Source organism: Pedobacter hartonius, assembly GCF_900107535.1.
GTDB classification, from domain to species: domain Bacteria; phylum Bacteroidota; class Bacteroidia; order Sphingobacteriales; family Sphingobacteriaceae; genus Pedobacter; species Pedobacter hartonius.
On the sequence record NZ_FNRA01000004.1, the window covers coordinates 52,114 to 66,295 of the forward strand.

Consider the following 14,182-nt stretch of genomic DNA (forward strand, 5'->3'; position numbering starts at 1 on the left):
CGGGATCCGCAGCAATTGAATAATAATGAAGAAAGTAGCATTTTATACATTAGGTTGTAAGTTAAACTTTTCAGAGACTTCAACCATTGGCCGTCTTTTTACTGACGCAGGTTATGCCGTGGTAGATTTTACCGACGCTGCCGATGTATATGTGATCAATACCTGTTCTGTTACGGAACATGCGGATAAAAAATGCCGTAAGGTGGTAAAAGAGGCACTTAAATATGCTCCAAATGCGTATATTACTATTGTAGGTTGTTATGCACAGCTGAAACCGGCGGAAATCGCTGAGATTGAAGGTGTGGATATGGTGCTGGGTGCAGCAGAAAAATTCCGTATCGTGGAATATATTTCAGACCTGACCAAGTTGCCGAAAGCTGTTGTTCATCAGCAAAATATAGAAAAAGTTAACCATAATTTTATAGCGGCCTATTCCATAGGTGACCGTACCCGGACCTTTCTAAAAGTTCAGGACGGCTGTGATTACCCCTGTACCTATTGTACAATACCTCTGGCCAGAGGTAGCAGCAGAAGCGATACCATAGAAAACGTGCTGAACAGGGCACAACAGATTGCCGAAAGCGGAGTGAAAGAAATTGTACTGACAGGAGTGAACCTGGGCGATTTTGGTATCCGTAACGGGCAGCGTGAGGATAAGTTCTTTGATCTAGTGAAGGCACTTGACGAGGTAGAGGGAATCGAAAGAATCCGTATCTCATCGATCGAACCTAACCTGTTAAGCAATGAGATCATCAGCTTTGTAGCAGGCTCAAAGAGATTTGTACCCCATTTTCATATTCCCCTGCAATCAGGTTCTGACAAGATCCTGGGGCTGATGAAAAGACGTTACCGCAGGGAACTGTATACTGAACGGGTGGCTACGATCAAAGCGCTGATCCCTGACTGCTGTATCGGCGTGGACGTAATTGTGGGTTTTCCGGGTGAAACCCATGAAGATTTCCTGGATACCTACCAGTTTTTAAATGAACTGGATATCTCTTATCTCCATGTGTTTACTTATTCCGAGCGCGAGCAGACTGAAGCAGCAGATATGGCTGGTGTGGTTGCAGGAAGCGCACGTGCAGACAGAAGTAAAATGCTGCATATCCTTTCAGATAAGAAACGAAGGGCCTTTTATCAGTCGCAGATGGGCTCCATAGCCGAAGTTTTGTTTGAAGACGATCAGAAAAACGGATTTATGCACGGCTTTACCAAAAACTATGTGAAGGTCAAAGCGAAATACGATCCTGTAATGGTCAACGAAATTAAAACAGTCAGGCTGATTGAGATGACCCCGGAGGGCGAAGTGGAAGTTATGGAAACTGAAGAAGTTTTGGCACATTAATCCTATATTCGCGTAAAAAAAATACGCAAATGTTCCCTACGGTTTCCCATTTTATTGAATATGCTTTCGGGGTACAGATCCCTCTCCCCCTGAATACTTTTGGCTTGCTTGTGGCACTGGCTTTCGTTGCCGGTTACTGGGCATTTACAGAGGAGTTAAGACGCAAAGAGATTTTAGGCCTGTTACATCCGATCAAAAGAACCGTATCAGTTGGCAAACCGGCCAGTACTAACGAGATCTTATTTAATGGTGTATTCGGCTTTCTGATTGGCTATAAGCTGGTCTATGCTTTTTTTAATTACCGCTTATTTGTCAGCGATTCGCAGGGAGTACTGCTTTCTTCCAAAGGAAATCTGCTTGGCGGGCTGCTCTTTGCAGCCATCTTTGCCTATTGGGATTACAAGGAAAAAAGCAAGTTTAAGCTCAGCCAGCCCAAACAGGTTGAAGTAACCGAACATCCCTATGAGCTTACCGGCCATATGATCGTATGGGCTGCAGTGTGGGGCCTTCTCGGCGCAAAAATCTTTGATAACCTGGAACACTGGGACAGTTTTGTAAAAGATCCTATAGGAAGTTTACTGTCTTTCAGCGGACTTACCTTTTACGGCGGCCTGATCTGCGGTGGAGCGGCAGTATTGTACATTGCAAAGAAAAATGGCATCAAGCCACTGCATATGCTGGATGTTGGCGGGCCGGGTATGATGCTTGCTTACAGTGTAGGCCGTATCGGCTGCCATTTGTCAGGCGATGGGGACTGGGGGATTGTAAACCTGCATCCTAAGCCATTTGGCTGGTTGCCCGACTGGCTATGGGCTTATACTTACCCTAACAACGTAGCAATGGAAGGGATACCTATCCCGGACTGTACAGGCCGTTTTTGTTCGGTACTTCCCTTGCCTGTATATCCAACCCCAATTTATGAGGTTATCGTCTGTTTCATCCTGTTCCTTATCCTGTGGCGTATCCGCAAACAGATTAAACTTCCGGGAATGATGTTTGGCATTTACCTGATGATGAATGGCCTGGAACGCTTTTTCGTTGAGCTGATCCGCGTGAACACCAGGTACCATGTAGCGGGGCTGGCTTTCACCCAGGCAGAACTGATCTCTTCGATATTATTTATTTGTGGCCTGCTCCTTGTTGTGTTTTCTATCAAAAACAAAGAGAAACACGCGAACTACTAAATTTTAAGATTTGAATTACGAATTACTGAGTACACAAGTGATCGCCATTGCGCGACTGGCAGGCAATTTCATCAGAAAGGAATCAATGAATTTCAATGCCAATGCTATCGAACTGAAAGGATTGAACGACCTGGTTTCCTACGTGGATAAAACTGCTGAAGAACAACTGGTAGATAACCTTTCAAAATTGATACCCGGTGCTGGTTTTACCACAGAAGAAGATACCGTCAATACCACCGGGAAAACCTATAACTGGATCATTGACCCGCTGGATGGGACCACTAATTTTATTCATGGCGTACCCACCTATTCAATCAGCATTGCATTATATGAAGAAGATAAGCCCGTTTTGGGTTTGGTATATGAGATCAACAGGGCGGAAATGTTCTACAGCTATAAAGATGCACCTGCCTTTCTGAACAATGAGGAGATCAGGGTATCGCAACGGAGCAGTCTTTCTGAGAGTTTGCTGGCAACGGGCTTTCCCTATTACCAGTTTGACAAACAGCCGCAGTTTATGCAGCTGCTGACAGAACTCATGCAGAAAACACATGGTTTAAGGAGAATTGGCTCAGCGGCAGTTGACTTGGCTTATGTAGCCTGCGGCAGATTTGATGCTTTTTTTGAATATAACCTGAATGCTTACGATGTAGCTGGTGGCGCTTACCTGGTGCAGCAGGCAGGAGGCAGGATCATGAATTTTAGCGGGGGCGATGAATTTATCAATCAGCGGGAGATCCTGGCTACCAACGGGCTGCTTAACGAAGAGATGCTTGAAGCATTGCAGCGAAATTTTAACAGCTAATTATTGTATAAACGAAGAAGCCGTTTCACAGTCAATGTGAAACAGCTTCTTTTGTTAATTCTTCTTTACAGTGCGTTGGAAACAACTTCCTTCACTTCAGGAACCATACGCTGCAATAAATTCTGTATACCAGATTTTAAGGTGATGGTTGATGAAGGACATCCGCTGCATGAACCGCGAAGTTCAACAGTTACTACACCTTCTTCAAAAGATTTATAACTGATTGCGCCACCGTCCTGTTCAACAGCAGGGCGAACGTAATCATGCAAAATCTGCTGGATCTTCACTTCCAGGTCAGATCCTTCAAAATCAGGGGTTTCTTCAGCGGTAGCTTCTTTAATTTTATATTCTGATTCAACAGCACCTTTAACAAACTCTTTCAGTATCGGTTCAATATCTGCCCATTCAGCATCTTCTGTTTTTGTAACGGTAACGAAGTTACTCGCAAAAAATACCCCGCTTACAAAATTAAACTTGAATAATTCTTTCGCAAATGGAGAGTGTTCTGCACTTTCCCTGGTGGCGAAATCTTCACTGCCATTGATCAGAAGTTTATTTACCATAAACTTCATAGTGGCAGGATTCGGGGTTTGTTCTGTATATACGTTAATAGTCATGGTCTCTTTTTCTTACAAAAATAAATAATTCGTAATTCAAATGCAGATATCGATGTCTGTTTTAGGTCATTATATGTTAAAACACGCCTGTGTAGTTAAAAGGCGTAATTTGTTTCAGTTCCTGCTTCAGGTCTTCATCGATCTGCAGGCCGTCAATAAAGTTGGCCATGGTATGTGCCGTGATCTTCTGATTGGTACGTGTGAGGTCTTTCAGTGCCTCGTAGGGGTTAGGATAGGCTTCTCTTCGTAATACCGTCTGAATCGCTTCTGCAACTACGGCCCAGTTGTTTTCCAGATCGGCCGCAATAGCTTCATTGTTAAGTAACAGTTTATTGAGCCCTTTCAGGGTAGAAGAGATTGAAATTACTGTATGGGCCATAGGTACGCCTACGTTTCTCAATACAGTTGAATCCGTCAGGTCTCTCTGCAAACGGGAGATCGGCAGTTTAGCTGCGAAGAACTCAAATAAGGCATTGGCAATCCCCGCGTTACCTTCTGCATTTTCAAAGTCGATCGGGTTTACCTTGTGTGGCATGGCCGAAGAGCCAACTTCTCCTTCTTTGATTTTTTGCTTGAAATAGTTTTTGGAGATGTATGCCCAGATATCCCTGTCGAGGTCAATAATAATCGTATTGATCCTTTTTAAGGCATCACACTGTGCCGCAAACTGATCGTAGTGCTCAATTTGTGTGGTATGCTGTGCACGGCTTAGTTCCAGGATATTGTTGACAAAATTATTGGAAAAATCTACCCAGTTGATCCCCGGGTATGCGATATGATGGGCATTGAAGTTTCCGGTGGCACCACCGAACTTGGCACTGTTGGGAATACTCTTCAGGTTTGCCAATTGTATCTCCAGTCTTTCGGCAAATACAAGGAACTCTTTGCCCAGTTTAGTAGGGGAGGCCGGTTGCCCGTGTGTATGTGCCAGCAGAGGGATGTCCTTCCATTCGCCCGCCAGCTCCTGCAGCCTGCTGATCAGCTGACCGATCTGAGGATAATATACTGCTGTCAGTGCCAGTTTAAAGGTATAGGGTATTGCAGTATTGTTTATATCCTGAGAGGTCAGTCCAAAATGGATGAACTCTTTGAAATCCTGTAAACCTAAGTTATCAAATTTCTTTTTGATAAAGTATTCAACAGCCTTCACGTCATGATTGGTAATTTTCTCCGTATCCTTAACTTCCTGAGCATCTTCAGCACTGAAGTCGTTGAAGATCGCGCGCAGCTGACTGTAGTTTGCTTTGTCGAACGCCGCAAGTCCTGTTAATCCGGTTTCACATAATGCGATGAAATATTCAATTTCAACGTATACCCTGTATTTGATCAGCGCATGTTCAGAAAAATACTGAGCAAGGTTTTGTGTGGTATTTCTATAGCGGCCATCAACTGGTGATATCGCTTGTAAAGGAGATAAATTCATGAATCAGAATGGTTTTGCAAAATGCAAATGTACCAAAATGCGGGCACAAAAAAAAGGCTTTGGAATTATCCAAAGCCTCTTATAAAAGTTATTTAAGCTTATTATTTAGCTACGCTATCTTTTTTAACTTCAGTTGTAGTAGTTTTAACAGCTGTATCTTTTACAGTTGAATCTTTAACTGAAGTATCAACATCAGTAGTGATAGTTGAAGAATCAGTTACAGTTGTATCTGTAGTTTCAGCTTTTTTCTCACCTGAACATGCTGCTACTGATAAAGAGATTGCTAATGCTGCGAAGCCTAATTTGAATAAGTTTTTCATTTGAATTCTGTTTAAAATAATTAATTAATTTTACAGATTAATACCACAATCTTTAAAAGGTAACCCGCCTATTTAAAAAAAGGTCAAAGAATATTTTTTTTGTCTAATATTGGGTTACCATTCACGTATAAATGTATTAATTAGTGAGTAATAAGTTAAGCAGTTCAGTTCCAACAGATAGAGAGGTTGTTTTAGGGATACTAAATAACTCCGAAGATGCGCTAAACCGGCTGTACATTGGTTATTTTCCGATGGTTTTACAGTTTATTTTAAATAATAACGGTGACGAAGATGATGCAAAAGATGTTTATCAGGAAGCGATTATTGTTTTATATAATAAGATCAGGAGCGGAGATTTTGAGTTAAGCAGTAAACTGAAGACCTATATATATTCGGTATGCAGGCGTATCTGGTTAAAAAAACTCACACAGCAAAGTAAGAAGATCAATAACCTTTCCGATCTTGAAGATGTGGTTGCCGTAGAAGTTGATCTGGAACAGCACGAAGAAAAAGAGCTACAGTTTGAAAAAATGGGTTCGGCCCTGGTCAGTCTCGGGGAACCTTGCAAAACTATTATTCAGGACTTTTATATTAACAATCTCTCCATGCAGGATATATGCGAGAAGTTTGGCTATACCAATACGGATAATGTCAAAACTCAGAAGTATAAATGTCTGCAGAGGTTAAAAAAACTATTTTTTCAATCATAATACGTAATGAGAAACGATATAGCATTAGAAACCATCATTGAAGATTACCTGCAGGGTAAACTGACCGCTGAGGAAGCAAAAGCTTTTGAACAGCTGCGCCTCGATGATCCCGTGATTGACCATAGAGTTGTTGCACATAAAGTTTTTCTTGAATCTTTAGCGCAATATGGCAGGGTGCTTTCCCTGAAACAGCAGATGGACCATGCACATGCACGTATTGATGTTGCCGGGCTTACTGAAAAGATGAGACCGCACCCATCTTTCATTGTTAATCTGTGGCGTAAGAATAAGTCTGCTGTTGCAATCGCTGCCTCGTTCCTGCTGCTGACTATATTTTCTATTTATTCCATACAGCACAATACCAAACAGAACGGTACTTATGAAGTGATGAGACGTGAGATCACTACGATCAAGAATAACCAGAACAAACTGGTAAGAACACTCAATTCTGCCGGGCCTAAAGTTCCTAAAGGACTGGCAAGCTCTGCAAAATTCGGAGGAACCGGTTTCGCACTCACTGCAAACGGGTACCTGTGTACCAATTACCACGTGGTGAGAGATGCTGATTCTGTGTATGTACAGAATAGCAAAGGTGAATCCTTCAAAGCTAAAGTTGCCTATCGTGATGTTCAGTATGATATTGCTATTCTGAAGATCATTGATAATTCTTTTACGCCATTGGCAAACCCTCCGTATAAGCTGAAAAAGAACAGCATCGGAATGGGAGAGAATGTGTATACCCTGGGTTATCCAAAGGATGACGTGGTGCTTGGTGAAGGTTATGTGAGTTCAAAAACAGGCCATGGTGGTGATACTACACAGTATCAGGTTTCTATTCCGATTAACCCGGGAAACAGCGGAGGACCCTTGTTGGATGATCAGGGCAATATTATCGGTCTGATCACAGCCAAAGAAAATCAGGTGGAAGGTGCAGCCTTTGCTGTTAAATCTAAATATATCCTGGAAGCGCTGAATGCAATACCTTCGGATTCATTGGGCAAAAAAGCAGTCTTTTCTAAAAAGAATCCATTGCAGGGCCTGAGCAGAACCAAACAGATAGACAAGATCGGGAAGTACGTTTATATGATCAATGTATATAATTAGAGTTCTCTTTTATTTTAAGAAGCCCCGGACAGCAATTGTTCCGGGGCTTTTTGTTGAATCAAAGTTTAGTGCGGTATTGAATATTACTAATTTTATTAGTAATATTGTATGAGTTAGAATTTAGTTGTGCTATTATGGAGTTTGGAAAAGTTGCCAGCAAAGAAGTTAAGTCTATAAATTTTCTGCTTCCCAAAGACGGGCTGCAGAATCAAAAGGTATTAAATGAAAAAAGTACCGGCAAAGCCGATGTTTATGTAGGTTGTGCCAAATGGGGTTTGCCCGAATGGGTAGGCTTTCTTTATCCCCCAAAAACGAAAGCGGCAAACTTTCTGATTGAGTATGCAAAACATTTTAATTCCATTGAATTAAATGCTGCCTATTATAAGATCCCCACTGTAGAGACCGTTAGGAAATGGCAGAAACAGGCCGCAGACAATGCGAAGGATGGGTTCCTGTTCTGCCCTAAGTTCCCGGAAACGATCAGCCATTATAAAAGACTTAAGGGTGTCGAAAGGGCCACAGATGAATTTCTAACTTCTGTTTTTGAATTCGGAGCGCATCTTGGTCCCTGCTTCCTGCAGATGAGTGACAGTTTTGGCCCCAACAGCTTCAGTGCGTTGGAAGATTTCCTGAAATCTCTTCCGAAGGACTTGAATGTGTTTACCGAACTCAGGAACGAAGAATGGTTTTCGGAGCCCTCTTACCGGAAGGATGTGTTCGAAATGTTTACAGCACTGAATAAGGGAGCAGTAATCACAGATGTTGCAGGCAGGCGGGATGTTTTGCATATGGAAGTGACGGTCCCGGAAGTATTCATCCGGTTCATCGGTAATGGCGTTGATTTCAGAGAAGCAGATTTTGCAAGAATTGATCTCTGGGCAGAGCGTATAAAGGAATGGCAGGATAATGGTCTGAAAAAGACCTATTTCTTCCTGCATCAGCATGACGAACGGGAGTCAGTCCGGCTGGCAGCTCATGCAATAAAATCCTTCAATAAGACATTGGGAAGTCAAATTCCGGAAATTCAGATACAGCCTTCACTGTTTATTTGAGAATACTTAAATATCTACTATATTAGTAGTCTTATCCGGCAGCTATAACCATATTTGGGGATGTTATAATTTTATTTCCAATTAAAATAGTGATTACTTTTGAACTGATCACCGGGTAAGTTTAAGTTCATTTAAATTATACAACGATTTTAAAATTAAATAATAAGACTATGAGTATCAGAATCGGAGATGTTGCTCCAAATTTTCAAGCTAAAACATCAATAGGAGATATTGATTTTTACGAATTTCTGGGTGATAACTGGGGAGTGATCTTTTCACATCCGGCAGATAATACACCTGTTTGTACTACAGAGCTTGGCCGTACAGCTCAGCTTAAAAGTGAATTTGAAAAAAGAAACGTAAAAGTTATTGCGCTGAGCGTGGATTCAGTTGAGTCTCATCAGTCATGGATCAACGATATCAATGAAACTCAAAATACTACAGTAGAATTTCCGATCATTGCTGACCAGGACAAAACAGTTGCCAATCTGTATGATATGATTCATCCGAACGCTTCTGAAACGCAGACTGTAAGATCTTTATTTATCATTTCACCAGATAAAAAGGTAAAACTGATGATTGTTTATCCTGCATCGGTTGGAAGAAACTTCAATGAAGTGCTAAGGGTAATTGACTCGCTTCAGCTTACTGCTGAATATAGCGTAGCTACACCGGCCGACTGGAAAGACGGGGATGATGTGATCGTAATGAACAGCATCAAAACGGAGGATATACCGGCTAAGTTTCCCAAAGGTCACAAAGTTATAAAACCGTACCTGAGGACTACTCCGCAACCGAACAAATAATTTTTAAAACTTATTGATTTTCTTTAAGTTTGATATAGTTGAGAACTATAGAGAAATATTAATTTATACATTGGAATTTTATGAGTTACGGAAAAGTTAAGTGGTTTAACAAACAGAAGGGATATGGCTTTATTGTCTATGATGGCAATAAGGATATTTTTGTCCATTTTAAAGATGTCCTTGGCGGTATAGACAGTCTTCAGGAGAATGACGATGTCGAGTTTGAAGTGGCTGAAGGCAAAAAAGGTTTACAGGCCGTAAAAGTGAAAAAAGCGTAATTTCTTTTAACTGCCGCAATAAAGCCTCCTGCGCAGGGAGGCTTTATTGTTTAATAATGCTGTATGATCGTGCTTTTAAGTATGATCTTACCTGCAGACGCGCTTTGTGTAAAGATCATAAACTGCGTGTCGCTTGATTTGATATGGTACTTTTCCACCAGTACAGCTGCTTTATCAGGGTAATTTCTGACAATAACACTTCCCCTCAGGTCTTTCTCTTTCTTGACCACACCGGCGGACAGCACTTCATCTATCCTGAATATACGCCCCGGAAATGATTCATCGATTTGATTGGCAGTGTATAACTGGGTTTGGTGATGGAATTTACTGAGCTGATACCTTTCAGCGATCAGGTTAAAAGCTCCGCTTTTCAGTAATGCCACATCCGGCTCGTACAAATAATCTCCGGGAGCCGGTGTACCCGAAATGGCTGCCCGAACTTCATCTCCCATCAGAAAACTGAACTGTTTTTGTGTGCCGTTCAGCGTGGTACTGACGATCTGTGTGCGGCCTCCGAAACCTTTCTCCAACACCCATATCAATTCTTTACATTCATTTCTGACACTTACGATGTGTATGGCGGATACATGCCTCAATTCTTTCAGTCCGGCGCTGATATCCAGCAGGGGAGCTGTTTTGATCAGCAGGCGGTTGGTGCTATTCAGCAGCAGATCCAGGTTCTCTACCACATCAGGCGTACAATCCCTGAGCATAAATACTTTACCGGAATTGCTTCTCCGCGCAGGGTCTATATATACTGTATCAAAATGCTGACTGGTATTTCTGATTAGTTTCATCCCATCTCCGGAAATGAAATTGATATTGTGCTGCCCCAGTAAAGGCGCATTACGGCTGGCAATGGCCGAGAGTTCTTTATTGAGCTCACAATGCGTAACCGATTGGTTTACCCTGGAAAAATAATGACTGTCTACGCCAAAACCGCCGGTAAGGTCTATCAGCGTAGTTCCGTTACACAACTGGGCTTTGTATGCGGCAGTGACCTCAGAAGAACACTGTTCTATGGACAGCAATGGCGGGTAATAAATACCAGCCGTGTTAAACCAGGAGGGGAGTTTTTTTGAAGACTTTTTCCTTGCAGCAATCTGATTGGCCAGTTCCTGTCCTGTAATACCCGGGAAAGGACTTTTTGCCATCGCAATTGTATGCACATCGGCATTCAGATGCTCCCGGATATACTCCTGTACGGCGCTATCGGTGATCAGGCTATTCAATAGCTGACCTGTCTTTCATCACCATCTGGCAGGTGTGGCGACTTTTCACCTCCAGCAAAATATCTTTATTTACCGTTACGCGGTTGATCGTATCCTGGTTATAATAACGGATCGTCACCAGCTCCAGGCCTTTATTGTACTTCACTTTGTACAGCGTTGATAGTTCATTGATTAAATTACTGATTTTCTCTTCGTCATGATCTACACTCACAGAAAAACTGATCGCAGAATTGAGCATCGTATTTACTTTTACCTTGTGCTGATGGAAGAGACTGAAAATATCACTCAGGTTTTCTTCAATAATGAAAGAGAAATCTTTTGGAAAGATAGAGATCAGCACCTGGTTAACTTTAAAAATAAAGGAAGGAACGGGCAGCGGGCTGTTTTCCCCATTGATCTGCGTGCCGGTTCCGTCAGGATGAAGAAATGAACGCACATATAACGGAATATTCTTGTTTTGCAGGGGCTTTATAGTTTTCGGGTGAATGACCGTTGCTCCGTAGTAAGTAAGTTCAATCGCATCATGGTAGGAGAGCTGCGGAATATGTTCTGTTTCATCAAACCATTTCGGGTCTGCATTCAGCACCCCCGGAACGTCTTTCCATATGGTTAATGCAGCAGCATCCAGGCAGGCACAGAAAATGGCCGCTGAATAATCAGACCCTTCCCTGCCCAGGGTAGTGGTGAAATTTTCACTGGTACTGCCTATAAATCCCTGTGTTACAGCAATGCCGTTTTCAATCACGGGGCTTAGGTGTTTCTGTATTTCCACGGTAGTTTTATCCCAGTCTACTTTTCCTTCCCGGTAGGTATTGTCAGTTTTAATAAAATTCCTGGCATCTATCCATTTGACAGGAATGCCGCATTCATTCAGCCAGGCAGCTACAATTTTTGTGGAAAGTATTTCGCCTATGGAAACAATCTGGTCATAAATATAATCCGGGGCATCATTGGCCTCTTCCTCAAGCAGCCATTCGATTTCTACAAATGAATTTGCTACGTCATCAAATACAGGGTGTGTATGGTTGCTGAAAAGTTCGTTTATAATGTTGAAATGATAAGCTTTAATCTCATCCAGCAGTTCGTGTGTGTTCTCCTGACCAAAGATGTAGGCATTGGATAGTTCCTCCAGTTTATTAGTGATCTTCCCCATGGCAGATATCACGATCAGCAGGTTTTTTTGACCGGAATTTCTAATGATTTCAGCTAGATTTTTTACTGCCCCGGCACTCTTAACGGAAGCCCCGCCAAATTTGTATACTTCCATGCTTATTTAAAATTTACTAAAATGGAACTTTCTTTCATGATATCTTTTATTTTTGAGAAAGGGATGGTCAATTCTGTGATTCCTGCAGCATAGGCCTTAATTTCATAAGGGTTATACAGGAACTTAATTCCCTCTTTTGTGACTGTAAATGTTTCAGGCAGGCTAAAAACACCTTCAGCAAAAAAATAACCATCTGAGAGGCTTGCATTGGGAGCCAGATTTTCATCCTTTCTGAAAATACGCTCTCCTAAAGCCCTTAATTTGGGCATACCCTCAGCCCTGATCAGCGAATCCAGAGTAATGGTCTGGTAGGTTTTTGGATTATAATTCAAATAAGTAAAGAGCGTATTGGGATGCGCGCCACCCTTATAATCAGAATAAATCACCAATACGGAAATGTAATTGGGGTAGTTGGCCTTCATCTTCAGGTCAATATGCGCAAACCAGCTTTCCTGCGTACCGGGGTTACCGGCCCGGTAGGTGTCAAATTCTTTAATGAACGTTGTAGCAAGCTCTTTATAATTTTTATGGATACCCTGTTTGCCCGCCAAACCAATGATCCGCTCTTCCAGAAACTTATTGATGGTCTGATCCCGGAAAACAGGATAGATGATCACCGCTTCTGCCGTATCTGTAACCAATGTGTTTTTAGAAACAGGTGTTTTACTGTAAACCTTTACAGAATCATAGGAATAGGTCAGTGAATCTGTATCTGCCTGCGTGGCAACGGCCGCTGCCGAATCAATTACTTTATCAGTCTTTTTCTGATTGGTACAGGCATATACTGATGTAATGACTGCAAATGCAATTAGAATCTTTTTCATACTATTATTTGTTCTTTGCTGAAAGAGGCATTTAACCATCCGCTCTCAAACTGTGCTTCGTATTTACGGTAGAAATTTAAGGCTGGCTCATTCCAGTCGAGCACCTGCCAGGACATACCATTGTAGTTTTTGTCCTTCGCTTCTTTCATCACCCGTTCAAACAATAATTTGCCTGCTCCCTTTCCCCTGAAATCTTCGGTTACAATGAAGTCTTCAAGATATAAACGGCAGCCTTTCCAGGTGGAGTACCTGATGTAATATAAAGCGAAACCAATAATTTTGTTTTCATATACTGCAACAAAGGCCTTCCAGACCGGTTTTTCGCCAAAACCTGCTTCGTCAAATTCTGAAAGTTTAACGGTCACTTCATCGGGCATCTTCTCATATACTGCGAGCTCAGTGATCAGCTCCAGCATCCTTGAACAGTCTTCCTTTACAGCAGCTCTCAATTGGATATCCATTATGCCTTGTAATGTTTTATTTTTCGTACGCCAAAAATGCTGCTTCCGATCCGCACCATTGTACTGCCTTCTTCGATAGCCAGTTTATAATCGCCGGACATACCCATGGAAAGTTCCCTGAAGGAATCTTCCTTTCTGAAAAAGCTTAGTTTGATTCCGTCGAAAAGTACCTTCAGCTCCTGGTATTCATCCTTGGTCTGTTTTTCCTCCGCATGATTACTTGCTATGCCCATCAGCCCTGTGATGCGGATATTCTTCATCATCAGGTATTCCTCTGACCGCAGCAGTTCAATCACTTCAGCGTGATCCAGTCCGAATTTTGTTTCTTCATCAGCAATATAGACCTGCAGCAGGCAATCGATCACGCGGTTGTTTTTTGCCGCCTGTTTATTGATCTCTGCCAGCAGTTTGGCACTGTCTACCGATTGGATCAGTTTGATAAAGGGCGCAATGTATTTTACTTTATTTGTCTGCAAGTGACCAATCATGTGCCAGGCTATGTCTTTAGGCAGGGCTTCCTGCTTTTCTACCAGTTCCTGAACAATGTTTTCCCCGAATATCCGCTGACCTCCATTGTAGGCTTCTAAAACAGCACTTGTATCATTAAATTTTGATACGGCAATCAATTCAACGTTTTCCCCTTCTAATTCCTTTTTATATTTTATTAAGTTGTCTGCTATGCTCATTTATCAGTATTTTTGGTAAAATTAACAACCTTAGTTCAATTTGCTAAGAAAAAATAATGTTTTACACA

At 41.9% G+C, this 14,182-nt stretch carries 16 protein-coding genes; 8 read left to right on the forward strand and 8 right to left on the reverse strand.

Annotated elements, in window-relative coordinates; genetic code table 11:
* Positions 1–25 precede the first annotated feature (25 nt).
* From mtaB to BLW16_RS08745, 3 genes are read left to right on the forward strand one after another with little or no spacing between them, the layout of a single operon-like run.
* Positions 26–1,345, forward strand: coding sequence for a tRNA (N(6)-L-threonylcarbamoyladenosine(37)-C(2))-methylthiotransferase MtaB (gene mtaB / locus BLW16_RS08735; protein ID WP_090556209.1), 1,320 nt, complete (start codon positions 26–28; stop codon positions 1,343–1,345).
* Positions 1,346–1,374: 29 nt separating this feature from the next.
* Positions 1,375–2,529: a prolipoprotein diacylglyceryl transferase gene (locus BLW16_RS08740; protein WP_090556210.1), complete on the forward strand. Its 1,155-nt coding sequence runs from the start codon at positions 1,375–1,377 to the stop codon at positions 2,527–2,529.
* Between the two features lie 10 nt (positions 2,530–2,539).
* A complete protein-coding gene (locus BLW16_RS08745) occupies positions 2,540–3,334 on the forward strand; it encodes an inositol monophosphatase family protein (RefSeq protein ID WP_090556211.1) in 795 nt (264 codons plus the stop codon).
* Positions 3,335–3,399: 65 nt separating this feature from the next.
* Here BLW16_RS08745 and BLW16_RS08750 read toward each other — a convergent pair whose 3' ends face one another.
* The 3 genes from BLW16_RS08750 to BLW16_RS08760 form a co-directional block, all read right to left on the reverse strand.
* Positions 3,400–3,951 carry a NifU family protein gene (locus tag BLW16_RS08750; protein WP_090556212.1) on the reverse strand — a complete coding sequence of 184 codons (552 nt, stop codon included), beginning with the start codon at positions 3,949–3,951 and terminating at the stop codon, positions 3,400–3,402.
* Positions 3,952–4,027: 76 nt separating this feature from the next.
* Positions 4,028–5,374 (reverse strand): adenylosuccinate lyase, encoded by a 1,347-nt coding sequence (purB, locus tag BLW16_RS08755; protein ID WP_090556213.1) that lies wholly within the window; start codon positions 5,372–5,374, stop codon positions 4,028–4,030.
* 101 nt (positions 5,375–5,475) lie between these two features.
* On the reverse strand, positions 5,476–5,694 hold the full coding sequence (locus BLW16_RS08760) for a hypothetical protein (protein ID WP_090556214.1): 219 nt from the start codon (positions 5,692–5,694) through the stop codon (positions 5,476–5,478).
* Positions 5,695–5,837: 143 nt separating this feature from the next.
* Between BLW16_RS08760 and BLW16_RS08765 the strand changes: the two genes are divergently transcribed.
* The 5 genes from BLW16_RS08765 to BLW16_RS08785 all read left to right on the forward strand — a co-directional run bounded on the left by BLW16_RS08765 (position 5,838) and on the right by BLW16_RS08785 (position 9,644).
* Positions 5,838–6,404: an RNA polymerase sigma factor gene (locus BLW16_RS08765; RefSeq protein WP_090556215.1), complete on the forward strand. Its 567-nt coding sequence runs from the start codon at positions 5,838–5,840 to the stop codon at positions 6,402–6,404.
* A gap of 6 nt (positions 6,405–6,410) precedes the next feature.
* The gene (locus BLW16_RS08770; RefSeq protein ID WP_090556216.1) at positions 6,411–7,508 is read left to right on the forward strand and encodes a S1C family serine protease; all 1,098 of its coding nucleotides are present in this window, start codon (positions 6,411–6,413) and stop codon (positions 7,506–7,508) included.
* A 134-nt stretch (positions 7,509–7,642) separates the two neighbouring features.
* Positions 7,643–8,560, forward strand: a complete 918-nt coding sequence (locus tag BLW16_RS08775) for a DUF72 domain-containing protein (protein ID WP_090556217.1) — start codon at positions 7,643–7,645, stop codon at positions 8,558–8,560.
* 170 nt (positions 8,561–8,730) lie between these two features.
* The gene (locus tag BLW16_RS08780; protein WP_090556218.1) at positions 8,731–9,366 is read left to right on the forward strand and encodes a peroxiredoxin; all 636 of its coding nucleotides are present in this window, start codon (positions 8,731–8,733) and stop codon (positions 9,364–9,366) included.
* Positions 9,367–9,446: 80 nt separating this feature from the next.
* A complete protein-coding gene (locus BLW16_RS08785; RefSeq protein ID WP_090556219.1) occupies positions 9,447–9,644 on the forward strand; it encodes a cold-shock protein in 198 nt (65 codons plus the stop codon).
* Between the two features lie 50 nt (positions 9,645–9,694).
* On the opposite strand, the gene BLW16_RS08790 is transcribed toward BLW16_RS08785, so the two are convergent.
* Genes BLW16_RS08790 through BLW16_RS08810 form a run of 5 tightly spaced genes read right to left on the reverse strand, consistent with a single transcriptional unit; the run spans position 9,695 to position 14,114 of the window.
* Positions 9,695–10,876: a class I SAM-dependent methyltransferase gene (locus BLW16_RS08790; RefSeq protein WP_090556220.1), complete on the reverse strand. Its 1,182-nt coding sequence runs from the start codon at positions 10,874–10,876 to the stop codon at positions 9,695–9,697.
* Positions 10,869–12,143 (reverse strand): aspartate kinase, encoded by a 1,275-nt coding sequence (locus BLW16_RS08795; RefSeq protein ID WP_090556221.1) that lies wholly within the window; start codon positions 12,141–12,143, stop codon positions 10,869–10,871. Before BLW16_RS08795 ends, BLW16_RS08790 begins: the two co-directional genes overlap by 8 nt.
* A 2-nt stretch (positions 12,144–12,145) precedes the next feature.
* Positions 12,146–12,967 (reverse strand): DUF3298 and DUF4163 domain-containing protein, encoded by an 822-nt coding sequence (locus BLW16_RS08800; RefSeq protein ID WP_175470524.1) that lies wholly within the window; start codon positions 12,965–12,967, stop codon positions 12,146–12,148.
* Positions 12,964–13,428 (reverse strand): GNAT family N-acetyltransferase, encoded by a 465-nt coding sequence (locus BLW16_RS08805; protein WP_090556223.1) that lies wholly within the window; start codon positions 13,426–13,428, stop codon positions 12,964–12,966. Before BLW16_RS08805 ends, BLW16_RS08800 begins: the two co-directional genes overlap by 4 nt.
* The gene (locus tag BLW16_RS08810) at positions 13,428–14,114 is read right to left on the reverse strand and encodes a YggS family pyridoxal phosphate-dependent enzyme (RefSeq protein ID WP_090556224.1); all 687 of its coding nucleotides are present in this window, start codon (positions 14,112–14,114) and stop codon (positions 13,428–13,430) included. Before BLW16_RS08810 ends, BLW16_RS08805 begins: the two co-directional genes overlap by 1 nt.
* Positions 14,115–14,182: the final 68 nt, after the last annotated feature.

What these genes read in the sequence shown, in the direction of transcription:
- mtaB (WP_090556209.1), top strand. Translation starts at nt 26, where the DNA reads ATGAAGAAAGTAGCATTTTATACATTAGGTTGTAAGTTAAACTTTTCA.
- BLW16_RS08740 (WP_090556210.1), top strand. Translation starts at nt 1,375, where the DNA reads ATGTTCCCTACGGTTTCCCATTTTATTGAATATGCTTTCGGGGTACAG.
- BLW16_RS08750 (WP_090556212.1), bottom strand. Translation starts at nt 3,951, where the DNA reads ATGACTATTAACGTATATACAGAACAAACCCCGAATCCTGCCACTATG.
- purB (WP_090556213.1), bottom strand. Translation starts at nt 5,374, where the DNA reads ATGAATTTATCTCCTTTACAAGCGATATCACCAGTTGATGGCCGCTAT.
- BLW16_RS08760 (WP_090556214.1), bottom strand. Translation starts at nt 5,694, where the DNA reads ATGAAAAACTTATTCAAATTAGGCTTCGCAGCATTAGCAATCTCTTTA.
- BLW16_RS08770 (WP_090556216.1), top strand. Translation starts at nt 6,411, where the DNA reads ATGAGAAACGATATAGCATTAGAAACCATCATTGAAGATTACCTGCAG.
- BLW16_RS08775 (WP_090556217.1), top strand. Translation starts at nt 7,643, where the DNA reads ATGGAGTTTGGAAAAGTTGCCAGCAAAGAAGTTAAGTCTATAAATTTT.
- BLW16_RS08780 (WP_090556218.1), top strand. Translation starts at nt 8,731, where the DNA reads ATGAGTATCAGAATCGGAGATGTTGCTCCAAATTTTCAAGCTAAAACA.
- BLW16_RS08785 (WP_090556219.1), top strand. Translation starts at nt 9,447, where the DNA reads ATGAGTTACGGAAAAGTTAAGTGGTTTAACAAACAGAAGGGATATGGC.
- BLW16_RS08795 (WP_090556221.1), bottom strand. Translation starts at nt 12,143, where the DNA reads ATGGAAGTATACAAATTTGGCGGGGCTTCCGTTAAGAGTGCCGGGGCA.
- BLW16_RS08800 (WP_175470524.1), bottom strand. Translation starts at nt 12,967, where the DNA reads ATGAAAAAGATTCTAATTGCATTTGCAGTCATTACATCAGTATATGCC.
- BLW16_RS08805 (WP_090556223.1), bottom strand. Translation starts at nt 13,428, where the DNA reads ATGGATATCCAATTGAGAGCTGCTGTAAAGGAAGACTGTTCAAGGATG.
- BLW16_RS08810 (WP_090556224.1), bottom strand. Translation starts at nt 14,114, where the DNA reads ATGAGCATAGCAGACAACTTAATAAAATATAAAAAGGAATTAGAAGGG.